Consider the following 24,016-nt stretch of genomic DNA (forward strand, 5'->3'; position numbering starts at 1 on the left):
CGTCGCGGGGCCGGGTGGTGATCAGGGGACGGTGATCACAGGGCGGCGGGCGTGCCGAGTACGCGGGCCCGGCACTCGGACGGTGTGCCCCAGGCGGTGCGCAGGGCCCGCGCCTTCAGCAGCCACAGCGAGAGGTCCAGTTCCTGCGTGTAGCCGATCGCGCCGTGCAACTGGAGGGCGGCCCGCGCCGCCCCGTACGCCGCCTCGCCCGCCGCCACCTTCGCCGCCGCGATCTCACGGCCCGCCCCCGCCTCGTCGCCGGCCAGCGCCACGGCGGCGCCGTACACCAGCGGGCGGGCGAACTCCAGGGCCAGCAGGACGTCGGCGAGCCGGTGCCGCACCGCCTGGAACGAGCCGATGGGGACGCCGAACTGCGTGCGCCGCTTGACGTACGTCACCGTCTCGGCGAGCAGCCGGCGGCCGGCGCCGAGCGCCTGGGCGGCGGTCAGGAACGCCGCCGTGTCCGCGGCGTGCGCGGCGGCGCGCACGACGGCCGGGCCGCTCGCCACGTATGCGCCGGCCGTGACCGCTTCCCTTGCCGCTGCCGCTGCCGCTGCCGCTGCGCCCGCGCCGTCCGTGTGCGGGCGGGCGAGCCGCCGGGCCGGGTCGAGCGAGGGCTGTACGGGGCCGCTCGCGGTCGACGTCCACAGCGTGTCCCCGTCGCGGACGAAGGTCACGTCGGCCGTGTCCGCGTCCAGTGCGTACGGTCCGCGTGCCCGGTCCGCGTACGAGACGATCGCCTCGGCCGTCGCGATTCGCGGCAGCCACCGCGCGCCCGGACCCGACCCCGCCTCCGGGCGCGGTACCGGCCCCGTACCCGAATCCTGACCCCTTGCCGCGTCACCGAGCCGTGCCAGCAGCACGGCCGAGGCGGCGCACTCCACCACCGGCCCGGGAACCGCGTGCCACCCCAACTCCTCGTACGCGACGGCGAGTTCGACGGGCCGCAGGCCCACCCCTTGATACTCCTCCGGCACCGCGAGGGCGAACACCCCGGCCTCCGCGAGCCGCCGCCACACCCTCCGCCCCGGCTCGGAATCTCCCGCCGCCCACGCCCGTACGGCACCCGGCGTGTCCGCCGCGGCCAGCATCCGGCCGAGCACCCGCCCGAACTCCGCCTGCTCGGCCTCCAGGACGAACTTCACCGGCGACGCTCCTTGGGCAGGCCGAGCAGGCGTTCGGCGATGATGTCGCGCTGGATCTCGTTGGTGCCGGCGTAGAGCGTGCCGGCCAGCGCGAAGGTCCACCCCTCGGCCCAGCGGCCGTGGTCCGGCACCTCCCCGGCGGCATCGGCGAGTTCGCCCGCGGGGCCCAGCAGATCAAGGGCGGTCTCGTGGAGCCTGATGTCCAGTTCGGACCAGAAGACCTTGCCGAGGCTGGCGGCGGCAGCGCCGTCACCCCCGTGGCCGGTGCCGGGACGGTCCGGGCCGGCCGCCGCGGGGCGCGAGACCTGTGCGTAGGTGAAGAGCTGATAGGCGCGGGCGGCGATGACCGCGTCGGCGACCCGATCGCGTACGGCGCTGTCGCGGGGATCTGCCGCGGCGCGCCACAGGGCGGCGAGCCGGTCCGCGGCGGCCAGGAAGCGGCCGGGGGCGCGCAGGGTGGTCCCGCGCTCGTCCGCAGCCGTACTCATCGCGATCCGCCAGCCCTGACCCGGCTCCCCGATCACGTCCCGGTCCGGCACGAAGACGCCGTCGAGGAAGATCTCGGCGAAGGCCGGCCTGCCGTCGAGCCGGCCGATGGGACGTACGGTCACGCCCGGCGCGCGCAGATCGAACATCAGGTAGGTCAGGCCGTGGTGCGGCCGGTCCGCGGCCGGACCGCCGCGGAAGAGGCCGAAGGCCCGGTCGGCGAACGCGGCCCGCGAGGACCACGTCTTGTGCCCGTGCAGCAGCCAGCCGCCCCCGGTCCGTACGGCGGTGGAGCGCAGCGAGGCGAGGTCGGAGCCGGACTCGGGCTCCGACCAGGCCTGCGCCCAGACCGTCTCCCCGCTCGCCATCGGCGGCAGCAGCCGGGCGAGTTGCTCCTCGGTGCCGTGTGCGAAGAGGGTGGGGGCGAGCAGGCTGATGCCGTTCTGGCCGACCCGGCCGGGGGCACTCGCGGCGTGGTACTCCTCCTCGAAGATCAGCCGGCGGACAGGGGAGGCGCCCCGGCCCCCGTACTCCTCGGGCCAGGAGACGACCGACCAGCGGTCGGCGTACATCTCGCGCTCCCACTCCCGGTGGGCCGCGAAGCCCTCCTCGGTCTCCAGGGAGGGGAGGGGGACGGCGGGGACGTGGGCGGCGAGCCAGGCGCGGACCTGCGACCTGAAGTCCTCGTCCTGCGGGGTGTGTTCGAGGTCCATCGGTGCGCGTCCCCTTCCCGGGGCCCGGGTCGCGGGTCCCGTACTCCGGGCAGGTGAGTCCTCCAGGTTCCCTAACAAGTGTTTGGTAGGTTAGCGTACGGCCATGACGAGCGAGAAGCCCGCGCACGTCCCCGCGTCCGCCTCCGGGCGCGACCCCGGCCGCGTCCCCTCGTACGTCCCGGGGCACGGCCTCCTCAGCGGCCGGACCGCCGTCGTCACCGCCGCCGCGGGCGCCGGCATCGGCGCGGCGACCGCCCGCAGGCTGCTGGAAGAGGGCGCCCGTGTCGTCCTTTCCGACGCCCACACCCGCCGTCTGAAGGAGTACCAGGAGCGGCTGGCCGCGGAGTTCGGCGCCCGTGCCGTTGCCGCGCTGCCCTGCGACGTCACGGACGAGACGCAGATCGGCGCCCTCTTCGACCTCGCCGAGCGGCGGTACGGCCGGCTGGACGTCGTCGTGAACAACGCGGGACTGGGCGGTACCGCCGACCTGGTGGAGATGACCGACGAGCAGTGGACGAAGGTCCTGGACGTCACGCTGAACGGAACCTTCCGCTGCACCCGTGCCGCCCTGCGCCGCATGCGCGCCTCGGGCGGGGGCGGGGCCGTCGTCAACAACGCCTCCGTCGTGGGCTGGCGGGCCCAGCGCGGCCAGGCGCACTACGCCGCCGCCAAGGCCGGGGTGATGGCCCTGACCCGCTGCGCCGCCGTGGAGGCCGCCGCGTACGGGATCCGGGTCAACGCCGTGGCGCCGAGCCTGGCCGCGCACCTGCACCTGGCGAAGGTGACGAGCCGGGAACTGCTGACGGAGCTGACGGCGCGGGAGGCGTTCGGCCGGGCCGCCGAGCCGTGGGAGGTCGCCAACGTCATCGTCTTCCTGGCCAGCGACTACGCGTCGTACATGACCGGCGAGGTCGTCGCGGTCAGCAGTCAGCATGCGTAAGGACGCGGCGTGCCGCACGCCCGGGGACGCGCCCGGAGGGCGGGCGGGTGCGGGCGGCGACAATGGGCGGGTGCCAACCGAAAAGCCAGCCAAGAACCACCGGACCGGCGCCGACCGGACTTCCCGGACCCCCCGGACTTCCCAGTCCTCCCCGGCTCCTCAGACTTCCCGGGCTTCTCAAACTTCCCGGACCTCCCGGACGTCCAAGGCCGGCGGCGGGAAGAGCGCCGTCAATTCCTCACCGGAACGCCGGCGCGAACTCCTGGACACCGCGGCCGAGGTCTTCGCCGCCCAGGGCTACAACGCCACCACCGTCCGCCGGATCGCCGACGAGGCGGGCATGCTCGCGGGCAGCCTCTACTACCACTTCGACTCCAAGGAGTCGATCCTCGATGAAATCCTGAGCACTTTCCTGGACGAGCTGTGGGCCGGTTACGACGCGGTGCTCGCCGCCGGTCTCGGCCCCCGGCGCACCATCGAGGCCCTGGTCACCGAGTCCTTCCGGGAGATCGACCGGCACCGTGCCGCCGTCGCGATCTACCAGAAGGAGTCCCGGCACCTGTCCGCCCGGCCCCGCTTCGGCTATCTCGCCGACTCGCAGCGCAAGTTCGAGGCGGCGTGGCTGGGGACGCTGGAGCGGGGGGTGGCCGAGGGCGCCTTCCGCGCGGACCTGGACGTCCGGCTCACCTACCGCTTCGTACGCGACACCGTCTGGGTCGCCGCGAGCTGGTACCGGCCGGGCGGGCAGCACAGCCCGGAGGAGATCGCCCGCCAGTACCTGTCGATGGTGCTGGACGGGATCGCCGTACGGGAATGAGCCGGACGGGCTGAGCCGTACGGCAGCGAACCGTACGGGCCCGGGATATGCGGGCCCAGGACGTGCGGGCCCACCCAGGACGTGCGGGCCCGCGCGAGCGACAACAGAACAGCCCGGGGCAAGCCAGACAGGGAGGAGCGATCCATGTCCGTCGTGCCGGTCTCACCCGAGGCGTACATCGTCGAGGCGGTGCGTACGCCCGTCGGCAAGCGCAACGGCGGTCTGGCCGCCGTGCACCCGGCGGACCTCGGCGCGCATGTCCTCAAGGCGCTGATGGACCGTACGGGAGTGGACCCGGCGGCCGTCGAGGACGTGGTGATGGGCTGCGTGGACACGGTCGGGCCGCAGGCCGGGGACATCGCCCGGACCTGCTGGCTGGCGGCCGGGCTCCCCGAAGAGGTGCCGGGCGTCACCGTCGACCGGCAGTGCGGCTCCTCGCAGCAGGCGCTCCACTTCGCGGCGCAGGCGGTGCTGTCCGGGACGCAGGATCTGGTCGTCGCGGGCGGCACCCAGAACATGTCGATGGTCCCGATCGGCTTCGCCGCCCGCCGGGCCGCCGAACCGCTCGGCCTGACCGAAGGGCCCTTCGCGGGCAGCGCGGGCTGGCGGGCCCGCTACGGCGACCAGCCCGTCGACCAGTTCCGCGGTGCCGAACTGATCGCCGACAAATGGGGTATATCGCGCGAAGACATGGAAGCCTACGCGCTGACCTCGCACCGGCGGGCCGTGCGCGCCGTCGACGAGGGGCGTTTCACGCGGGAAGTGGTGCCCTACGGGGCGGTGACGGTGGACGAGGGCCCGCGGCGGGACACCTCCGCACGGAAAATGGCGGCCCTGGACCCGGTCCTGCCGGGCGGAGCGCTGACGGCCGCCGTCTCCTCCCAGGTCTCCGACGGCGCCTGCGCCCTGCTGCTGGCGAGCGCGCGCGCCGTACGGGACCACGGGCTGACACCGCGCGCCCGGGTCCACCACCTGTCCGTGCGCGGCGAGGACCCGATCCGGATGCTGACCGCGCCGATCCCCGCCACGGCGTACGCGCTGAAGAAGGCCGGGCTGACCATCGGCGCGATCGACCTGGTCGAGATCAACGAGGCGTTCGCGCCGGTGGTGCTGGCCTGGCTGAAGGAGACCGGCGCCGACCCGGAGCGGGTCAACGTCAACGGCGGCGCCATCGCCCTGGGGCATCCGCTCGGCGCGACCGGCGGCAGGCTGATGACGACGCTGCTGCACGAGCTGGAGCGTACGGGCGGGCGCTACGGGCTCCAGACGATGTGCGAGGGCGGCGGCCAGGCGAACGTCACCGTCATCGAGCGGCTGTGAGGGCGCGCGCCCGCCGGGGGCGCGGGCGCGTCACAACGACTCGCCAGGGGCAGGGGGGGAGACCGGGGCGGGCCCGGCGGATTCCGGGCCTCAGCAGGCCGTGTTCTTGACGTACAGCGCACGGGGGCCGCGGTCCGTCCCGTAGCCGACGGCCTTCGTCACACCCTGGTCGAGCCGTCCGTGCGGATCGGGCCGCCCGGGAACGACGATGACATAGCACGCCTTGCGCTGTGTGCACAGGTTCTTGAGCTGTACGTACCTTTTGTGATCCTTGGTGTAGTACTTCATCACCTTGACGCACTGCGGCGGCCGACTGGCAGCGGCTGCTTCGGCGGCCGTCACCAGCCCCAGCGAACCGCTGAGCGCCACCGCCGTGCCGACTATCGCAAGGCTCTTACGTATACGCATGTGATCTCCCCCGGCTGGAACCGTCCGTCACGTCCATGGGCCATTGTCCATCCCCGCAGGGCGGAAGCGGGCATCGGGTACCGGCCGAGGTGTCTCGTACGGCATATTCAGCCCACCGCCGGCCTGGCAGCCGGTAACCGGGCGAGTGTCCGGCACGCCTCCGCCATGATCCGGTCGACCAGCTCGGCACAGGTCGGCAGGTCCTCGATGACCCCCGCCACCTGCCCCGCCGCCATCACCCCCAGATCCGTACGCCCCTCCACCATCGCGGCCCGCAGCAGCATCGGCGCATTGGCGGCCATCAGCACCTGCCCCCACTTCATGCCCCGGCCACGCCGCATGGCCAGACCGTCACGGAGCATGCGCGGCCAGCTCATGCCGGTCCGCTTCCGGAAGGCGGCGGCATGGCGTACGGATCCCAGCAGCGCGCCCGGGCGGCCCGCGTGTTCCAAGGCGTCGACGAGATCGCTGCGCAGCATCCGGTGCGGCATGCCGTCGACCTTCTTGGTCACCACCACATCACGCACCGACGCCCGCAGGTAACACGCCTTGACCGCGTCCGGGACGGTGCTGTCGGAGGTGAGCAGGAAGCGGGTGCCCATGGCCACGCCCGCCGCGCCGTAGGCCAGGGCGGCCACCAGTCCGCGGCCGTCGTGGAAGCCGCCCGCCGCGACGACGGGGAGGTCCACCGCGTCCACGACCTGCGGCAGCAGGACCGTGGTGGCCACCTCACCGGTGTGCCCGCCGCCCTCGCCGCCCTGGACGAGGACCGCGTCGGCGCCCAGGGCCGCGACCTTCTCCGCGTGCCGGCGCGCGCCGACGGAGGGGAGCACCACCACGCCCGCGTCCTTGAGGCGGGCGATCAGTTCCCGGGAGGGCGCCAGGGCGAAGGAGGCCACCCGTACGCCTTCCTCGATGATCACGGCCACCCGCTCCGCGGCGTCCCCGGCGTCCGCGCGCAGATTCACCCCGAACGGCTCGGACGTACGGGACCTGACCTCGCGGACGGCGGCACGCAACTGGTCCACGGTCATGGTGGCGGAGGCCAGGATGCCCAGGGCGCCCGCGTTCGCCGAGGCCGAGACCAGGCGGGGGCCCGCCACCCAGCCCATGCCGGTCTGGACGAGGGGGTGGCGGACGCCGACCAGTTCGGTGAACGGCGTCGTGAGGCATGGGGTGGACGAGACGGATGTGGCGGGAGATATGGATGGGGCGGACGTGGGGGACGAGACGGACGGGGTGGGCGGCTGCCCGGACTCCGCGGACCCCGCGTGCCCGCTCATGTACGGACCTCGCGGTCGCGCAGGCCACCGGGGTCGATGGTCTCGCGGATCAGCCGGAGTTCGTCGGGGGTCGGCTCACGGGTGCGGGGAACCTCCGGCGGTACGCGCAGCGGGAACCCGGTGGCCTCACGCACCTGCCCGACCTCCACGCCCGGGTGCAGCGACCGCAGCCGCATCGTACGGTCGGGCGTCCGGAAGTCGAACACGCCGAGATCGCTGATGACCCGGTGGAGGTGGTGATAGCGGCTCGCGGCCCCGCCGGCCTGGGCCGCACGGTCGTAGCCGACACCGCAGACCATGTCGACACGGGCGACGAACGTCCTGGGGGAGTGCCGGGGGACCCAGTAACTCGTCGGGTTGTTGAGGGTGTTGACCGGTGCGCCGCGTACGCCGAGGAGCTGCCGCGCGGGTCGGCCCCAGTCCCCGATGCAGGAGATGTTCTGGTTGCCGTACCGGTCGATCTGGCTCGCACCCATCATGACGTGGCGGCGGCCGGTGGCCACCAGCGTCAGATGCTGCCGGTAGGGGAGCCAGCCCTCGGTCACCGACGCCCGGCCGCCCAGCGCCGGGACGTCACCGGCGAGCAGTGCCTCGCCGTCCGTCAGCAGCAGGTCGGGGGAGAAGGTGAGCCGGGCCAGCCGCGCTCCGATGGTGGGTACGGTGCCCATGGGGGCGGCGAGCACCTCGCCTGCCCCGCGCCACGCCTCGGCGCAGGCCACCACACAGACCTCCGCCCGGGTGGCGGCGCGCGCGGCGCTCATGCTCCCTCCCCGTGGGCCGCTGCTGGACGTACCTCGCGTGTGCGGAAGGCCGTGACCGCGGCCTGGTAGTCCCGCTCGTCGCCGGACAGGAAGCGCTCGGTGAAGCCCGCCCACGCCTCCGGGTCGCCGGCGGCCTGTGCGTACGCCTTCTGGAACGCCTCGTCCCGGCCGTAGTCCGGTACGCAGGAGGTGAAGTGCGCGCCGTTCGGCGCCTCGATGACGCCGCTGACGAACGGCCGCTTGACCAGCAGCGACTGAGGAGGGGCCGCCCGGGTCAGCGCCGCGCTGTCCACGATCCGCTCGCAGGAGAGATACGCCGCGTCCGCCGCCTCGCAGAACAGATCGTCGAAGTACGGGTCGGGGCCCAGGTACTGGCCGTTGCCCCGGGCGTCGGCGCGGTTGAGGTGGACCAGCGCGGCATCCAGGCGCAGCGCCGGGACGGCGGCCAGCTCCTCCCCGTCCGCGTACGGCGAGACCACCGTACGGATGTGGGGGTTGACCCGCATGACGTCCGATCCCAGGCCGGCCCGTACCGGCATGAAGGGGAGCCGCTGGGCCGCCGCGGTCAGGCCCCACAGGAACATCGCCTCGTCCAGCTCGGTCAGTTCCAGGGCGCCGCGCTGGCGGGCGGCGCGGAAGTGCGGCTCCAGGGGGATGGAGTCCAGCGTGACGAACGCGGTGACGAGCCGGCGGATCTTGCCGGCCGCCGCCAGCAGCCCGACGTCCGGGCCGCCGTAGGAGACGACGGTCAGGCCGGTGAGGTCCGAGCGGAGCAGGGCCCTGACGAGCGCCATCGGCTTGCGGCGGGAGCCCCAGCCGCCGATGCCGATGGTCATGCCGCTCGCCAGCCGGCCGACGGCCTCGTCGGCGGTCATGATCTTCCCGGACGTGTCCGTGGTGTTCGTGGTGTCAGTGGTGCCCGTGGTGCCCGTGTCGGTGGGACCGCCGCTCACTTGGGCTCCTTCGTCCGGTGGCGGGACAGGAAGGCGTCGCGGTGGCCGTCGGAGATGCCGCCGAGACCGGCCTCGTAGGTGAAACCCTGCTCGAAGCGGTAGCTGCGGCGTACGTCGACGGGATCGATGCCGTTGATGGCCTCCTTGGCCAGGCGCAGCAGCCGGCCGTCCTTGGCGGCGATCTCCCGGGCCAGCGCGCGGGCCGCGTCCAGGACCTCCGCGCGGGGCACCACCTTCCACACCGAGCCGTGCCGGTGGAGTTCGTGGGCGGTGACGGTGCGGGCCGTGTAGTACAGCGTGCGCATCAGGTGCACAGGGACGAGCCGGGCCAGGTGGGTGGCCGCGCCGAGTGCGCCACGGTCCAGCTCCGGCAGCCCGAACGTGGCGTCCTCGCTCGCCACGATCGCGTCCGCGTTGCCGACCAGGCCGATACCGCCGCCGAGGCAGAACCCGTGGACGGCGGCGACGACGGGCACCTCGCACTCGTACACGGCCGCGAACGCCTCGTGACACCCGCGATTGGCTCCTATGAGCGCGGAGTTGTCCGCCGCCCGCCGGATCTCCTTGATGTCCACCCCCGCGTTGAAGCCGCGGCCGGCGGCGGCGAGCACCACACAGCGGGTCGCGGGGTCGCGCCCGGCGGTACGGACGGCCTCGGCCAGGTCGTACCAGCCCTGTACCGGGAGCGCGTTGACGGGCGGGAAGTCGACGGTGACCAGCGCGATGCCGGCGTCGGGGGAGGGCGGGTCACGGCGCGAGGTGGAGACACCCATGAGCGGATCAGCTACCTTTCCACCAAACGTTTGTTAGGTGCTTCTCGTCGAGAAGGTAGCAGCGCGCGGTGCGCTGCGGGAGGTGGGGCGGCCTTGGCACTCACCATCGATCTGGCGGGGCGCGTCGCGCTGGTCACCGGCGGCACGCGCGGGGTCGGTGCGGGGATCGCGGGGGCGCTGCTGGCGGCGGGCGCGGAGGTCGTCATCTGCGCCCGCAGGCCACCGGAGCGGCCGGTGAGGGCGATAGGGGCGACGGGGGCGATAGGGGCGGCGGCATGGGGTGATCCGAGTGCCGGTGGTGTCAGTGGTTCCAGTCCTGCCGGTGGTGCTGGTGGGCGGACGGCGCGATTCGAGGCGGTGGATCTGCGGGATGCGGACGCGGTCGGCGCGCTCCTACGGCGCGTACGCGAGCAGTACGGCCGCCTGGACGTCCTCGTCAACAACGCGGGCGGTACCCCGTACCGGCTGCTCGCCGACTCCACGCCCCGACAGGCGGCGCGCGCCGTGGAGCTGAACCTCCTGACACCGCTCACCGCGTCCCTGGCCGCCCGCGAGATCATGGTCACCCAGCCGACCGGCGGCTCGATCATCATGATCGGCAGCGTGAGCGGGACCCGGCCCTCGCCCGGCACCGCCGCCTACGGGGCGGCGAAGGCGGGCCTGGAGAACCTGGCCCGCTCCATGGCTGTCGAGTGGGCCCCGGCCGTCCGGGTCAACACACTCGTCGTCGGCATGGTACGTACGGAGCAGGCGCATCTGCACTACGGCGACGCGGCGGGCATCGCGGCGGTCGCCCGCACCGTTCCGCTCGGGCGGCTCGCCGTCCCTGCCGACGTCGGGGCGGCCTGTGTCTTCCTCGCCGGGGACCTGTCGGGGTACGTGACCGGCGCCAGCCTGCTCGTCCACGGGGGCGGCGAACGCCCCGCCTTCCTCGGCGCCTCGACGGCCACCGCACGCGGGCCCGACCACGCGGCCGGACCGCGGACGGGGAGAAGCCGGGCGGACGACGGGCGGACGACAGGGAGGAGTGGAAATGACCGCGAGCGGAATCGGGCCGGGGAGCGGGAACGGGCCGGGAAGAGGGAACGGGCGGGAGAGCGGGATCTGTGACGGGAGGGTGGTTGTCGTCACCGGAGCGGGCCGTGGCCTGGGACGCGCCCATGCCTTCGCCTTCGCCGCCGAGGGTGCCGAGGTCGTCGTCAACGACCTCGGGGTGAACTCGGATGGCAGCGGCGGGAGCGCCGGACCCGTCGGCGCCGGCGGTCCGGCGGAGGAAGTGGCGGCCGGAATTCGTGCGGCAGGTGGTGCGGCGGTGGCGCACACCGGTGACATCGCGACGGAACAGGGCGCGGCCTCCCTGGTCGCCACGGCACTCCGTACGTACGGACGTCTGGACACCCTGGTCAACAACGCGGGATTCCTGCGCGACCGGATGCTGGTCAACATGGCGGAGGAGGAGTGGGACGCGGTGCTCCGCGTCCACCTCAAAGGGCATTTCCTGCCACTCAAACACGCCGCCGCGCACTGGCGGGCGGAGGCGAAGAGCGGGCGGATGCCGCGGGCCCGTGTCATCAACACCAGTTCCGGCGCGGGGCTGTCGGGCAGCGTCGGGCAGGGGAACTACTCCGCGGCCAAGGCGGGTGTCCTCGGGCTGACGCTGGTCGCCGCGGCCGAGCTGGGCCGCTACGGCGTGCAGGTCAATGCCATCGCCCCGGCCGCCCGCACCCGTATGACCGAACAGACCTTCGCCGAGGCGATGGCAGCGCCCGAGGACGGGACCTTCGACGCGATGGCCCCCGAGAACGTCTCCCCACTGGTCGTCTGGCTCGGCTCGGCCGGCTCCGAAGGGGTCACCGGCCGGGTCTTCGAGGCCGAGGGGGGCCGTATCACGGTGATGGAGGGCTGGCGGCCGGGGCCGACGGCGGACAAGGGTGCCCGCCGGACCGCGGCCGAGGCCGGTGAGACCGTACGCGAACTCCTCGCCGGCGCCGCGCCGCCGCAGCCGGTCCACGGAGTGCGGCCGGTCCACGGAGTGCGGCCGGCTACCGAGGGCCGGGCGCGGGAGCCGCTCACCCCGGTTCTCGCGCCGCGCAGCGACACCCCGCCCGGCAGCCAGAGGTGAGTACGGGCGTGAGCCGGTCCTCCTTCGTCCGTGCGGGGTCGGTGACCGCGTCGACCACGAACCGGAACACGCCGGAACACGCCGGAACACGCCGGAGCACGTCGGAACACGTCAGCGAAGGAGCCGGCCATCTCCCGTACCTGTCCCGTCACCGGAGCGGACCTGGCCACTCCTGAAGGGCGTACGGAACTGGTCGAGCGCCCCACGGAGTTGACCGGCGGCCAACTGGACGCCGTGATCGCCGCGCCGACGCCGCCGCGCGGGGCCAGCGGTACGGCGACCGGCTCGGTCCGGGCATGGCCGTGCGGCGGCATCGGCACGCCTGAGCCGAAGATCTCACGTGTCGCGGCATCGGCGAGCGGTCCCTCGGTCATGGGCGTCAGGACGATGCCGGGGGCGATGTCGTTGAGCGGGATGCCGACCGCGGCCCAGGCGTCGGTGACCGCGGTACGGCGTACCCTGGCTCGTCTCCGCCGGGAACACACACGTCACCGGGCAGATCACCTTCATCGACGGTGGCGCCGACGCCATGCTGCGCGGCGACGGCACATGGTGAGCCGACGTGACCCCGGGTGGATCAGGGCGGATCAGGGTGGACCCGGGGAATTCGGGGAATCCGGAGAATCCGGAGAATCCGGAGAATCCGGAGAATCCGGGTGACCCCATAGGCTCTGCCTATGCTTCTGTGGATCAACGGCCCCTTCGGCGGCGGCAAGACGCAGACCGCCTACGAACTCGGGCGGCGACTGCCCGGCAGCCTCATATGCGACCCCGAACACGTCGGCTTCGGCCTGCACCGCATGACCCCGCGGCCCCTACGGGGAGACTTCCAGGATCTCCCGGCCTGGCGGCAAGGCGTGTACGAGGTTCTGGACCTGACCCTCACCCGGCACGACGGCCCGGTCATCGCCCCGATGACCGTCGTGGAACCCTCCTACTTCCAGGAGACCGTCGGCCGGCTGCGCGAACGCGGCCATGACGTCCGGCACTTCACCCTGCTCGCCGACCGCCGAACCGTACTGCGGCGGCTGCGCGAGCGCGGCTTCGGGCGCGCCGTACAGCTCGTCGCGGGCAAGGACGCCCCGCTGCGCCGGGAGAGCTTCGCCGTGGCGAAACTCGACCTGTGCCTGGAGCGGCTGCGCCACCCGCGGTTCGCCGAGCACCTGGTGACCGATCACCTCACGATTCCGCAGGTCGCCGACCGCATCGCCGCCTCGGCCGGACTCACCCTCACCCCGGACACCGACACTCCTTTGCGGGGCCGCCTCCGCCGGGCCTGGACGGGGGTCAAACACATCCGCTTCGACTGACCCGCTCAGGCACCGGCGCGGGCTGCTCAGGCGCCGACGTACGCCGCGAGGTGCTCGCCGGTGAGGGTGGAGCGGGCGGCGACGAGGTCGGCGGGTGTGCCCTCGAAGACGATCCGGCCGCCGTCGTGGCCCGCGCCGGGCCCGAGGTCGATGATCCAGTCGGCGTGCGCCATGACCGCCTGGTGGTGTTCGACGACGATGACCGATTTGCCGGAGTCCACCAGCCGGTCGAGCAGACCGAGCAACTGCTCGACGTCGGCGAGGTGGAGGCCGGCGGTGGGCTCGTCCAGGATGTAGACGCCGCCCTTGTTGCCCATGTGGGTGGCCAGCTTGAGCCGCTGCCGCTCGCCGCCGGACAGTGTGGTGAGCGGCTGGCCCAGGGTGAGATAGCCGAGCCCGACGTCCATGAGCCTGCCCAGGACGCGGTGCGCGGCCGGGGTGCGCGCTTCACCGGCGCCGAAGAACTCCTCGGCCTCGGTCACCGACATCGCCAGCACCTCGCTGATGTCGCGCCCGCCGAGGCGGTACTCCAGCACCGCTGCCTGGTACCGCTTGCCTTCGCACTCCTCGCAGGTGGTGGCGACGCCGGCCATCATCGCCAGGTCGGTGTAGATGACACCGGCGCCGTTGCATTCGGGGCAGGCGCCCTCGGAGTTGGCGCTGAACAGGGCCGGCTTGACACCGTTGGCCTTCGCGAACGCCTTGCGGATCGGGTCCAGCAGCCCGGTGTACGTCGCCGGGTTGCTCCGTCGCGAGCCCTTGATCGGGGACTGGTCGACCGACACCACGCCCTTGTCGCAGGCTCCCGGCTGCTGGGGCAGCGACCCGTGCACGAGCGAACTCTTGCCGGAGCCGGCGACGCCGGTGACCACGACCAGCACCCCGAGCGGGATGTCGACGTCGACGTCGCGCAGGTTGTGCTCCTTCGCGCCACGGATCTCCAGGGTGCCGGCGGGGGTGCGTACGTTCTCCTTGAGCGACGCCCGGTCATCCAGATGGCGGCCGGTGATGGTCTCGCCGGCCCGCAGCCCCTCGACGGTGCCCTCGAAGCAGACGGTGCCGCCGGCCGTACCGGCGCCGGGTCCGAGGTCGACGACGTGATCGGCGATCGCGATCGTCTCCGGCTTGTGCTCCACGACCAGCACGGTGTTGCCCTTGTCCCGCAGCCGCAGCAGCAGGTTGTTCATCCGCTGGATGTCGTGGGGGTGCAGGCCGATGGTCGGCTCGTCGAAGACGTAGGTGGTGTCGGTGAGCGAGGAGCCGAGGTGGCGGATCATCTTGACGCGCTGCGCCTCGCCGCCGGACAGGGTGCCCGAGGGCCGGTCGAGCGAGAGATAGCCCAGGCCGATCTCCGTGAAGGAGTCGAGGGTCTGCTGGAGCGCCGTGAGCAGCGGTGCCACCGAGGGCTCGTCGAGGCCACGGACCCATGCGGCCAGGTCGCTGATCTGCATGGCGCACGCGTCGGCGATGCTGATCCCCTCGATCTTGGAGGACCGGGCCGCCTCGCTGAGCCGGGTGCCCGCGCACTCGGGGCAGGTGGTGAAGGTGACCGCCCGGTCCACGAACTCCCGGATGTGGGGCTGCAGCGCCTCCCGGTCCTTGGACAGGAACGACTTGTGGATCTTGGGAATCAGCCCCTCATAGGTCAGGTTCACCCCCTGGACCTTCACCTTGGTGGGCTCCCGGTGGAGGAAGTCCTGCATCTCCTTCTTGGTGTACTCGCGGATCGGCTTGTCCGGGTCCAAGAAGCCCGACTCGGCGTAGACCCGCACCGTCCAGAAGCTGTCCGACTTCCAGCCGGGAATGGTGAACGCGCCCTCGGCCAGCGACTTGGAGTCGTCGTAGAGCTGGGTGAGGTCGATGTCGGAGACCACGCCCCGGCCTTCGCAGCGCGTGCACATGCCGCCGGTGCGGTTGAAGGTCGCCTTGACCGCCTTCTTGTTGCCGCGCTCGACGGTGATCGCACCGCTCGCCCGGACGGAGGGGACGTTGAAGGCGAACGCGGCAGGTGAGCCGATGTGCGGAGTCCCGAGCCGGCTGAAGAGGATGCGCAGCATCGCGTTGGCGTCGGTGACGGTGCCGACCGTGGAGCGGGGATCGGCCCCCAGCCGCTGCTGGTCCACGATGATCGCGGTCGTCAGCCCGTCGAGTACGTCGACCTCGGGCCGCGCCGGCGTCGGCATGAAGCCCTGCACGAAGGCGCTGTAGGTCTCGTTGACCATCCGCTGCGACTCGGCGGCGATCGTGTTGAACACCAGCGAGCTCTTGCCCGAGCCGGAGACACCGGTGAACACCGTCAGTCGGCGCTTGGGAATCTCGACACTGACGTCCTTGAGGTTGTTCACGCGCGCGCCGTGCACCCGGATCATGTCGTGGCTGTCGGCGGCGTGCAGCGCGGGTGACTGCGTATCCGTCCTCGGGACCATGCTCATCGTGTCTCCATCTGCGGGGCGGGTCCGCCCCTGATCCAGCGCCTCCCGCCGTACGCGGCACCGTCGCGGTCCTGGAAGGCGGTCGCGGTGCCACGCTGCCGCGAGGCCAGGTCACGACACGTCCCGTACGTCCGGAGGGGGGTAGGTCGAGTGAATGGCGTGTTCAGCGCGGCAACTCTAGCCATGGCTCGATGCCCGATGCTTCTCCATTCCTGATCGGTTCCGACCACCTGCTGCCCCACACAGATCGGCGCCCCCGCCGGCGCGCTCCCGCCGACACCTCAGCCGCGCCCCCGCGGGCCGGCCCGCCGGTTTCCCGCGACCCGCCCGGCCCGCCTGCGCCCCCGCCGGTGCCCCCGCGTCACGGCCCGGATTCCCGGCGCTGCCCGGCTTCCGGCACGGCGGACGGTCCCGTTCCGGCACCGCCGGTTCCCGACACGGCCGCTTCCCGACACGGCCGCTTCCCGACACGGCCGCTTCCCGGCACGGCCGGTCCCGGCGAGGAGCGTCAGGCGTGGGGAAGCGAACGGGCGGCTATCACCCGCAGTCCGTGGTCGGCGAATTCCTGGCGGATCGCCTCCTCTGCCCGGTTGTCGGTGATGAAGGTGTCGAAGACATCCGCGCCCCCCACTCTTGCGAAGCAGCGCCGGCCGATCTTCGAGGAGTCCGCGACGACGACCGCGCGCCGGGACCGCTCGGCCATGAGGCGGTTGACGCGGGCCTCCGCCTCGTCGTGGACCGTGGCGCCCATCACCGGTTCGATGCCGTTGGCTCCGATGAAGGCGATGTCGACGGAGATCTGCTGGAGCACCAGCTCGCTGAACGGGCCGACCAGCTCGAACGACCGGGAGTGCGCCACCCCACCGGTCAGCACGATCTTGATCTGCGGACGGACCGCGAGCTCATTGGCGATGTTGAGGGAGTTGGTGACGATCGTCAGATGCGGCTGCGGGCCCTCCTCGGCGAAGTCCGGGCGGGTGGCCAGCACCCGCGCGATCTCCGTGGTGGTCGTGCCCCCGCTCAGCCCGACCACGTCCCCGCGCCCCACCAGCTTCGCCGCCTCCTGGGCCACCTCCTCCTTCTCCACCGCACGGTGGGAGTGCTTGTACCGGATGGGCAGGTCGTACGCCACCGAACTGAGCACCGCGCCGCCGCGGGTCCGCTTGAGCAACTGCTGCCCGGCCAGGGCGTCCATGTCGCGCCGCATCGTGGCGGCCGATACCTCAAGCTGGGTCGCTGCCTCCTCGACATCCACCCGGCCGCGTTCACCGAGCAGCTCAAGCAGGGCATTCAACCGTTCGTGGCGCTTCATGGCGCGAGCCTAATTCGTTTCCAGCGGTGCCGGTGACGCCCCCGAAACCAGGGGTGGCTCACCCGCGAGCGGGTGCCTGCGGGGCGTACTGGCCCGGCACGGTCGCCGGTGCCCCGAGCACGCCCAGCAACCGCGCCGCCTCCTGGGCCACCGCTTCCCGGGCGGGTTTGACGTACTTCCGGGAGTCGATGAGCTCGGGGTCCGCCCCCAGGGCGTCCCGTATGGAGCGGGTGAAGACGGAGACCAGGTGCGTCGAGATGTTGATCTTCGTCATACCGGCGGCGATGGCCCGGCACAGCTCCTCGTCGGGGACTCCGGAGGAACCGTGCAGCACCAGAGGCACCGGCAGTTTCTCGTGCAGAGCCGTGATCAGCTTCTTGTCCAGTACGGTCGTGCGCTCCCGCATCGCGTGCGAGGAGCCCACGGCCACGGCGAGGGCGTCCACGCCCGTGGCCCGTACGAATGCCAGCGCCTGGTCCGGGTCGGTCCGGGCGCCCGGCGCGTGGACGCCGTCCTTGCCGCCCACCTCGCCGAGTTCCGCCTCGACATACACCCCGCGCTCATGGCACCAGGAGGCCAGCTCCGCCGTGGCCGCGACATTTTCTTCGTACGCAAGCGCGGACGCGTCCACCATGACCGAGCTCACCCCGGCCCCGACGCCTTCGTGCACCAGATTCGCGTCGGTGATGTGGTCCAGGTGAACGGCCACCCGGGCGGTGGATGCCTCGGCGAGTGCCAGGGTGGCACGGGTGAGGGGCAGCAGGCTGCCGTGGTAGCGGACGCAGTTCTCGCTGATCTGCACGATGAGTGGGACGCCGCTGCGCTCGGCGGCGGTGACCAGCGCCTCGGCGGTTTCCAGGTGGATGACGTTGAACGCCACGGCACCGGCCCGCGCCTCGCGGGCGGCGTCGACGATCGACGAGGTGGGAACGAGGGGCATGGGGACCTGACTCCCTTGCGTACGGCGTGACGGTCGGTGGGGGAGGACGGGGGGACGGGGGAGTGCGCGGGCGCGGGGCCCGTTATCGGGCGGCCGGTGTATCGAGCAGGACCGAGCGGGTCAGGCTGCGGGGGTTGTCCGGGTCCAGGCCACGGGCGCGTGCGCGCTCCAGGGCGACACGCTGCACCAGGACCAGATCGGCCAGCGGGTCCCGGTCGTGGTGCACGAACTGCGCGCCCGTACGGGCCACATCGGCCTCCAGACCCTCCGGAGCCTGCCCGAACAGCCAGGTGACACGGCCGGGCGCGGCTATGGAGATCGGGCCGTGGCGGTACTCCATCGCAGGGTAGGACTCCGTCCAACTCTGCGACGCCTCCCGCATTTTCAGGGCCGCCTCGCTGGCCAGGCCCACGGTCCAGCCCGTACCGAGGAAGGAGAACTGCTCGGCGTCCACCCACTGCGGCTCGACGGGGACGGACAGCGCCTGACGTGCGTCACGCACCGCTCCGGTCACGTCCTCGCCGAGGTGGGCGCGCAGCAGCGTGAGCGCCGTGGTCGCGAATCTGGTCTGCACCACGGACCTCTCGTCGGCGAAGGGCAGCGTGACCGTGTCGTCGGAGAGCTCCGTGGCCGGTGTGTCCGGATCACCGAGGACCGTCACGGTCGGTATGCGCCCCTTGACGTCGCTCAGCAGGCGCAGCACCTCGGTCGTGGTGCCCGAGCGCGTGATCGCCAGGACGACGTCGTACCCCCGGTCGCCGCCGAGGAACGCCTCGGACGCGGCGAACGCGTCCGTCACCCCCTGCCCGGCGGCCTCGCGCAGCGCGGCGTAGGACTGCGCCATGAACCAGGAGGTGCCGCAGCCGACGACGGCGACGCGCTGCCCCGGCTCGGGCAGCGGGCTCCTCCCGGCGCCGATCCGTGCCGCCTCCAGCCAGGTCTCCGGCTGACTGCTCAGCTCCTGCTCCATGTACGACATCCCGCTCATGGCCGGCCCTCCCGCGCTGATAGTCCTTCTGATTGTTTGTGCAATGTCTGTCCCGTCTGCGAGCAACACTACGCAACAAGCCGCCGCCGATCCATCGCTCGGAAGAGTGAATCCGGGGCAGGCGAGAGCTGGGAAGTCGCGACACCTTGCGCCTTTTCTCAGGTATCTGTGGCCTGTTGTGCAAGGAAACGGATCCACGAGAGGGGAAGACGACTGTTGACACCTGATTGAAAAGCGCCGAATACTCGCATGATCAGTCATGCAGCAAGGCCGCACCGCCGCACGAAGGACTCGTCATGTCCACTGCAACGCTCTCCTCGCAGCATCCCCCGCTCCCTCCCCGTCCCCGCGCGGCCCCGCACCGTACGGGCCGGCTCTTCGCCCTCACCGGCGCGGTCGTGGGCGTCATCTACGGCTACGACACCGGCAGCATCTCCGGCGCCCTGGTGTTCCTGAGCAAGGACTTCCAGCTCACCGAAGCGGAAAAAGGGCTGGTCAACAGCATCCTGGTGGGCGGCTCGATTCTGGGCGCGCTGATCGGCGGAAAGCTGGCCGACGCCCTCGGCCGCAAGGCCGCGATGCTGATCGTCGCCGGCTCGTACACGGTCTTCGTCGCCCTCTCGGCGTGCGCGCCCAACGTCGTCGTGCTCGACGCGGTCCGCTTCCTGCTCGGCGTCGCCATCGGCATCTCGATCGTCGCGGCCCCGCTCTACATCGCCGAGTCGACCCCGGCACGCACCCGCGGGGCCTGCGTGGCCGCGTACCAGGTCGCCACGGTCGCGGGCATCGCCCTGACGTACTTCGTCAACTGGGGCCTGTCCGACGGCGGACACTGGCGCTGGATGCTGGGACTGTCCGCGATCCCCGCCGCTCTCGTACTGATCCCGCTCTTCCGGCTGCCCGACACCCCGCGCTGGTACGTCCTCAAGGGCCGTACCGACAAAGCCGTCGAGGTCATGGCGATGACGGACCCCGACGCGGACCCGCGGGCGGAGACCGAAGCGGTACGCGCGGCGCTCGCGCGGGAGAGCGGCGGGACGGTGCGCTCACTGCTGGGCAAGCCGTACGGCCGCGCCGCGCTCTTCGTCGTCGGCCTCGGGTTCTTCTGCCAGATCACCGGCATCAACGCCGTGACGTACTACAGTCCGCAGATCTTCGAGGAGATGGGCTTCACCGGAGACGGGCAGAACTTCCTGCTGCCGTCCTTCGTCCAACTGGCCTCATTGGCGGCCACGGTCGCGGCCATCCTCATCATCGACCGGCTCGGCCGCCGCGTGGTGCTCCTGTCGGGCATCGCCACCATGGTCGCGATGCTCGCCGTCCTGACCGCCGTCTTCGCCTCCGGTGAGCTGCGCGGCGCCACGACCTGGATCGGGTTCGGCGCGGTCCTGCTGTTCACCGCGGCCTTCAACTTCGGCTTCGGCTCCTTGATCTGGGTCTACGCGAGCGAGGCCTTCCCCGCCCGGCTGCGCTCCACCGGCGCGTCGGTGATGCTCACCGCGGACCTCGTCGCCAATCTCCTGGTCGCCCAGTTCTTCCCCTCTTTGATGGCCCGGGCCGGCGCGGCATGGACCTTCGGCGGGCTCGGGGTGCTGGCGCTGGGCGCGCTCGTCTTCGCCGCGCTCACCGCCCCGGAGACCAAGGGGCGCCAGCTCGAAGAAATACAGGGCTACTGGCGCAACGGCGGCCGGTGGCCCGCCACCACGCCCTCGGGGGCGGAGGCGGCGGCGGACGTCTGAGCCGTACGCGCCGGTGGGAGGCCCCGTGGGGGCGCGGGGCTCCCGGCGCGGCCGGCCGGACGTTATGCGGGCAGTTCCTCCCGGTAGCCGTCGAGCGCCGGTGCCGTGGTGGTCGCCACGAACTCGGTGATCCGGTACTCGCACACCCCCTCGATCACGAAGGGGTCCTCGGCCACGATCTTCTCCGCCGTCGCGCGGTCGCGGACCGAGGCGATGATGACGCCGCCGTCACGCGGCACCTTACGGCCCGCGGCCAGGAAGTCACCCGCGGCGTAGTGCTCTTTCAGCCAGACCGCATGGCGCGGCAGCAGCGCGTCGATGCGCTCAAGGGGGGCGGTGTAGGCCAATTCTAGTACGAACATGCGTGCCATGTTATGCCGCGTTACGGCCGTGTCCGGAGTGCCCCCTGTGGTGACACGCCGCCCTCTATACATCCCATCTATACGATGTGTGTATAGTTGGTGGAGTTGTCGGTCGTTCTCCGAAGGCGGTGGATGACGCGGGGGAGCCGGGTCGTTCGACTTGGGAGAACAGCGCGCGCATGCAGACCTGCCGGACAACAGCGCGCTCCCATCCAAGAGAAAGATGCTCATGCTGAAACCAACGGGAACCAGGCGGAAGAGGGTGCTGGCCGCACTGGTGGCCGCCGTCTTCCTGACGCTGTCCGCCGGCGGCTGCGCCTCGTTCGACGTGACGTCGCCGCACGACGCCAGAGAAGAGGCGTCCGCCGATGCCAAGGGCGGCACCGGTCCCGTCGACTGTGCCAAGGCCAAATGTGTCGCGCTGACCTTCGACGCCGGTCCCAGTGAGAACACCCCCCGGCTGCTGGACATACTGAAGAAGGAGAAGGCGCACGCGACCTTCTTCATGCTCGGCGAGAACCACGTCGTCAAGCGTCCGGCCGATGTCCGCCGCATCGCGGCCGAGGGCCACGAACTGGCCAATCACACCTGGTCGCACGAGATCCTGACCGACCTGGAGCCGGATCAGATCCGCAAGGAACTGGTCCGCACCCAGGACGCCATCGCCAAGATCACCGGCAAGAAGCCCACGCTGATGCGCCCGCCGCAGGGCAAGACGGACAGGACCGTGTCGGACGTGAGCCGCGACCTGGGCCTCTCGCAGGTCCTGTGGAGCGTCACCGCCAAGGACTACGAGACCAACGACTCCGCGCTCATCCAGAAGCGGGTGCTGGAGCAGACCGAGCGGGACGGCATCATCCTGCTGCACGACATCTACAAGGGGACGGTGCCCGCCGTACCGGGAATCCTCAAGGAGCTGAAGAAGCGCGGCTACACCATCGTGACCGTGTCCCAGTTGATGGCGCCGGCCAAGCTCCAGCCAGGCATGGTGTACCGGCCCTGACGGGTCGGCCTCCCCGGCCTCTCGCCGGCTTCGCGCCGTGCCGAGAGGCCGGTTCATGACCGTGACACGTGTTCGATAACGTGACCCCACCATGGATGACTCCGGAACGATCTCCCGCGACGACGAGCTGAGCCACTGGCCCACCGACGAGTCCGGGGCCCGCGCGGTCCAGGACCGGCTGCGCCCGCATGTACGACTGGACGAGGCCGGCCCGGAACCGGGCTTCGACGGCACGGTCGTCGGAGTGGACGTCGCCTATGACGACGCGCGTGACGTGGTGGCCGCCGCGGCCGTCGCCCTGGACGCCCGTACGCTCGCGGTCCTCGACCAGGCCACCGCCGTGGGAAGGATCTCCTTCCCGTACGTCCCCGGTCTGCTCGCCTTCCGGGAGATCCCCACCGTGCTCGCCGCCCTGGACCGGCTGACCCGCACACCGGATCTGGTGGTCTGCGACGGCTACGGACAGGCCCACCCCCGCCGCTTCGGACTGGCCAGCCACCTCGGTGTGCTCACCGGCCTGCCGACGATCGGGGTCGCCAAGAACCCCTTCACCTTCACGTACGAGCCTCCCGGCGAGGAACGCGGTGCCACCTCGCCGCTCCTGGACCGTACCGTTGCCGACTCCCTCCCGGCCGACGGCTCTCACCCGGCCGACGGCTCCCTCCCGTCCGACGGCTCCCTCCCGTCCGACGGCGCCGGGCCCCTGCCGGACCGGGGCGCGGACCCCCGTCCGCAGGAGCAGGAGGTCGGGCGGGCCCTGCGCACCCAAAGGGGCGTCAAACCCGTCTTCGTCTCCGTAGGACACCGTGTCAGCCTGGACCGGGCCTGTGCGCACACGCTCCGGCTCACGCCCAAGTACCGGCTCCCGGAGACCACCAGGGCCGCCGACGCGCTGTGCCGCCGGGCGCTGGAGAGCGCCTGAGGGTAGGGCAGGGCAGCGCAGCGCGGCAGCGGCCCGCTCTCAGCTCTCCTCCACCACCCGGAACCCCACCCCCGCCTGCCGCAGCCGCGCCGTCAGCGCCTCCCCCATGGCCACCGCCGGCGTCACCTGCCCCGAGGTCGCGGGAAGGTCGTCGAAGGCCAGGCACAGCGCCGACTCCGCGAGCATCTTGGCCGTCTCGTCGTATCCCGGGTCGCCGCCGCGCACCTCGGTGACCACCTGCCGGCCGCCGCCCCGGCCGACGAAGCGCACGGCGAACCAGCTTCTGGCCCGCCGCTGCGGGCCCGGCCCCTGCCCGGGAGCGAGCCGGGAGGACAGCAGGCGCCGCGCGGGCGGCACCTGGGCGAGGGCGAACGCCGTGCCCGCCCCGAGCACCGCCCCCACGGCCACCGGCAGCCGCTTGACCCCCGCGTAATGGCGATAACGGAAGTCGGGCCCGTAGCGTTCCAGGGCAGCCGCCGAGCGCGCGACCATCTGTGGGTCCAGGGTCGGCAGCGGCACGCCCCACACTCCCGTGGCACCGCTTCTGACGGGGACGCCCAGCGAGGCCCGTACGGTACGGCCGTCCGGCCGCGGTTCCGTACGCCGTCGCTCGCGGGCCGCCCGCACCATCCCCAGCGGGCGTGCGGCGCTGGTCAGCGCCGACGCCAGGGTGCCACCGGAGATCGCCCCGTGGGACCGTACGAATCCGTCGACGCGCAGCGGTACGCCCTGGGGCAGGTGCTCCACCGTGAACCGCACCCCCAGGTCGTGCGGGACGACGTCGAAGCCGCAGGCGTGCATGAGACGCGCTCCTGAACGGCGGGCCGTCGCGTCGTACCGCAGATACATCCGGTCGACGAATTCGGGTTCGCCGCTGATGTCGGCGTAGTCCGTGCCGGCCTCGGCGCAGGCGGCCACCAGTGGCTCCCCATAGGTGAGATACGGGCCCACGGTCGTGGCCACGACCCGGGCATCCGCGGCCAGAGCCCGGACAGCGGCGTGGTCGGTGATGTCGGCCTGCAACAGAGGCAGGGCGGCGCAGCCCGGAGCGATCTCCGTCAGGCGTTCGCGCAGGCGCTCCAGTTTCGCCGTGCTGCGTCCGGCGAGTGCCCAGCGGCAGTCCTCGGGCGCGTGCGCGGCCAGGTACTCGGCGGCAAGTGCCCCGGCGAAGCCGGTCGCGCCGAAGAGGACGAGGTCATAAGGGCGTTCCGCCATGTCCTGCCGTACTGTCATGCGCTGCGCACATCCTCTCGCATCGTCATCAGGACGGTCGTCACGGATGTGTCT

General features: G+C 72.0%; 22 protein-coding genes. 9 read left to right on the top strand and 13 right to left on the bottom strand.

The window, feature by feature from the left end; all coding sequences use genetic code 11:
- Window positions 1–35 precede the first annotated feature (35 nt).
- Together KGS77_RS30765 and KGS77_RS30770 are read right to left on the bottom strand one after the other, a co-directional pair.
- On the bottom strand, window positions 36–1,145 hold the full coding sequence (locus KGS77_RS30765) for an acyl-CoA dehydrogenase family protein (RefSeq protein WP_242586379.1): 1,110 nt from the start codon (window positions 1,143–1,145) through the stop codon (window positions 36–38).
- A complete protein-coding gene (locus tag KGS77_RS30770) occupies window positions 1,142–2,344 on the bottom strand; it encodes an acyl-CoA dehydrogenase family protein (protein WP_242586380.1) in 1,203 nt (400 codons plus the stop codon). The genes KGS77_RS30765 and KGS77_RS30770 overlap by 4 nt, the downstream gene beginning before the upstream one ends.
- A gap of 103 nt (window positions 2,345–2,447) precedes the next feature.
- On the opposite strand from KGS77_RS30770, the gene KGS77_RS30775 reads away from it, so the two are divergent.
- The 3 genes from KGS77_RS30775 (at window position 2,448) to KGS77_RS30785 (ending at window position 5,421) form a co-directional block, all read left to right on the top strand.
- A complete protein-coding gene (locus KGS77_RS30775; RefSeq protein WP_242586381.1) occupies window positions 2,448–3,284 on the top strand; it encodes an SDR family oxidoreductase in 837 nt (278 codons plus the stop codon).
- 262 nt (window positions 3,285–3,546) lie between these two features.
- A complete protein-coding gene (locus tag KGS77_RS30780; protein WP_242587790.1) occupies window positions 3,547–4,101 on the top strand; it encodes a TetR/AcrR family transcriptional regulator in 555 nt (184 codons plus the stop codon).
- A gap of 144 nt (window positions 4,102–4,245) precedes the next feature.
- On the top strand, window positions 4,246–5,421 hold the full coding sequence (locus KGS77_RS30785) for an acetyl-CoA C-acetyltransferase (protein WP_242586382.1): 1,176 nt from the start codon (window positions 4,246–4,248) through the stop codon (window positions 5,419–5,421).
- A gap of 90 nt (window positions 5,422–5,511) precedes the next feature.
- Here KGS77_RS30785 and KGS77_RS30790 read toward each other — a convergent pair whose 3' ends face one another.
- From KGS77_RS30790 to KGS77_RS30810, 5 genes are all read right to left on the bottom strand, one after another.
- Window positions 5,512–5,829 carry a hypothetical protein gene (locus tag KGS77_RS30790; RefSeq protein WP_242586383.1) on the bottom strand — a complete coding sequence of 106 codons (318 nt, stop codon included), beginning with the start codon at window positions 5,827–5,829 and terminating at the stop codon, window positions 5,512–5,514.
- A 107-nt stretch (window positions 5,830–5,936) separates the two neighbouring features.
- Window positions 5,937–7,112, bottom strand: coding sequence for a nitronate monooxygenase family protein (locus KGS77_RS30795; RefSeq protein ID WP_242586384.1), 1,176 nt, complete (start codon window positions 7,110–7,112; stop codon window positions 5,937–5,939).
- Window positions 7,109–7,873 carry a CoA-transferase gene (locus KGS77_RS30800; protein WP_242586385.1) on the bottom strand — a complete coding sequence of 255 codons (765 nt, stop codon included), beginning with the start codon at window positions 7,871–7,873 and terminating at the stop codon, window positions 7,109–7,111. The genes KGS77_RS30795 and KGS77_RS30800 overlap by 4 nt, the downstream gene beginning before the upstream one ends.
- Window positions 7,870–8,748 (bottom strand): CoA-transferase, encoded by an 879-nt coding sequence (locus KGS77_RS30805; RefSeq protein ID WP_242587791.1) that lies wholly within the window; start codon window positions 8,746–8,748, stop codon window positions 7,870–7,872. The genes KGS77_RS30800 and KGS77_RS30805 overlap by 4 nt, the downstream gene beginning before the upstream one ends.
- Before the next feature lie 74 nt (window positions 8,749–8,822).
- Window positions 8,823–9,599, bottom strand: coding sequence for an enoyl-CoA hydratase family protein (locus KGS77_RS30810; RefSeq protein ID WP_242586386.1), 777 nt, complete (start codon window positions 9,597–9,599; stop codon window positions 8,823–8,825).
- Window positions 9,600–9,692: 93 nt separating this feature from the next.
- Here KGS77_RS30810 and KGS77_RS30815 point away from each other — a divergent pair, with 93 nt between their 5' ends.
- The 3 genes from KGS77_RS30815 to KGS77_RS30825 all read left to right on the top strand — a co-directional run bounded on the left by KGS77_RS30815 (window position 9,693) and on the right by KGS77_RS30825 (window position 13,031).
- Complete coding sequence (locus KGS77_RS30815) at window positions 9,693–10,709, top strand: SDR family oxidoreductase (RefSeq protein ID WP_242586387.1); 1,017 nt, start codon at window positions 9,693–9,695, stop codon at window positions 10,707–10,709.
- Entirely contained in the window at window positions 10,633–11,721 is a 1,089-nt protein-coding gene (locus tag KGS77_RS30820) for an SDR family oxidoreductase (protein ID WP_242586388.1), read from the top strand. The genes KGS77_RS30815 and KGS77_RS30820 overlap by 77 nt, the downstream gene beginning before the upstream one ends.
- A gap of 677 nt (window positions 11,722–12,398) precedes the next feature.
- Entirely contained in the window at window positions 12,399–13,031 is a 633-nt protein-coding gene (locus KGS77_RS30825) for an AAA family ATPase (protein WP_242586389.1), read from the top strand.
- Window positions 13,032–13,057: 26 nt separating this feature from the next.
- Here KGS77_RS30825 and KGS77_RS30830 read toward each other — a convergent pair whose 3' ends face one another.
- From KGS77_RS30830 to KGS77_RS30845, 4 genes are all read right to left on the bottom strand, one after another.
- Window positions 13,058–15,463: an excinuclease ABC subunit UvrA gene (locus tag KGS77_RS30830; protein ID WP_242586390.1), complete on the bottom strand. Its 2,406-nt coding sequence runs from the start codon at window positions 15,461–15,463 to the stop codon at window positions 13,058–13,060.
- A 508-nt stretch (window positions 15,464–15,971) separates the two neighbouring features.
- The gene (locus tag KGS77_RS30835) at window positions 15,972–16,775 is read right to left on the bottom strand and encodes a DeoR/GlpR family DNA-binding transcription regulator (protein WP_242586391.1); all 804 of its coding nucleotides are present in this window, start codon (window positions 16,773–16,775) and stop codon (window positions 15,972–15,974) included.
- A 58-nt stretch (window positions 16,776–16,833) separates the two neighbouring features.
- Window positions 16,834–17,715, bottom strand: a complete 882-nt coding sequence (locus KGS77_RS30840) for a class II fructose-bisphosphate aldolase (RefSeq protein ID WP_242586392.1) — start codon at window positions 17,713–17,715, stop codon at window positions 16,834–16,836.
- An 82-nt stretch (window positions 17,716–17,797) separates the two neighbouring features.
- Window positions 17,798–18,703: a sugar isomerase gene (locus KGS77_RS30845; RefSeq protein WP_242586393.1), complete on the bottom strand. Its 906-nt coding sequence runs from the start codon at window positions 18,701–18,703 to the stop codon at window positions 17,798–17,800.
- A gap of 296 nt (window positions 18,704–18,999) precedes the next feature.
- On the opposite strand from KGS77_RS30845, the gene KGS77_RS30850 reads away from it, so the two are divergent.
- Window positions 19,000–20,442, top strand: coding sequence for a sugar porter family MFS transporter (locus tag KGS77_RS30850; protein WP_242586394.1), 1,443 nt, complete (start codon window positions 19,000–19,002; stop codon window positions 20,440–20,442).
- Window positions 20,443–20,504: 62 nt separating this feature from the next.
- On the opposite strand, the gene KGS77_RS30855 is transcribed toward KGS77_RS30850, so the two are convergent.
- On the bottom strand, window positions 20,505–20,804 hold the full coding sequence (locus tag KGS77_RS30855; protein ID WP_242586395.1) for a YciI family protein: 300 nt from the start codon (window positions 20,802–20,804) through the stop codon (window positions 20,505–20,507).
- A 229-nt stretch (window positions 20,805–21,033) separates the two neighbouring features.
- Here KGS77_RS30855 and KGS77_RS30860 point away from each other — a divergent pair, with 229 nt between their 5' ends.
- Both KGS77_RS30860 and KGS77_RS30865 read left to right on the top strand, forming a co-directional pair.
- Entirely contained in the window at window positions 21,034–21,807 is a 774-nt protein-coding gene (locus KGS77_RS30860) for a polysaccharide deacetylase family protein (RefSeq protein ID WP_242586396.1), read from the top strand.
- A gap of 91 nt (window positions 21,808–21,898) precedes the next feature.
- Window positions 21,899–22,729 carry an endonuclease V gene (locus tag KGS77_RS30865; protein ID WP_242586397.1) on the top strand — a complete coding sequence of 277 codons (831 nt, stop codon included), beginning with the start codon at window positions 21,899–21,901 and terminating at the stop codon, window positions 22,727–22,729.
- 39 nt (window positions 22,730–22,768) lie between these two features.
- Here KGS77_RS30865 and KGS77_RS30870 read toward each other — a convergent pair whose 3' ends face one another.
- Complete coding sequence (locus KGS77_RS30870) at window positions 22,769–23,944, bottom strand: saccharopine dehydrogenase NADP-binding domain-containing protein (RefSeq protein WP_242587792.1); 1,176 nt, start codon at window positions 23,942–23,944, stop codon at window positions 22,769–22,771.
- Window positions 23,945–24,016: the final 72 nt, after the last annotated feature.

The sequence above is a fragment of the Streptomyces sp. MST-110588 genome, from assembly GCF_022695595.1.
GTDB lineage: Bacteria > Actinomycetota > Actinomycetes > Streptomycetales > Streptomycetaceae > Streptomyces.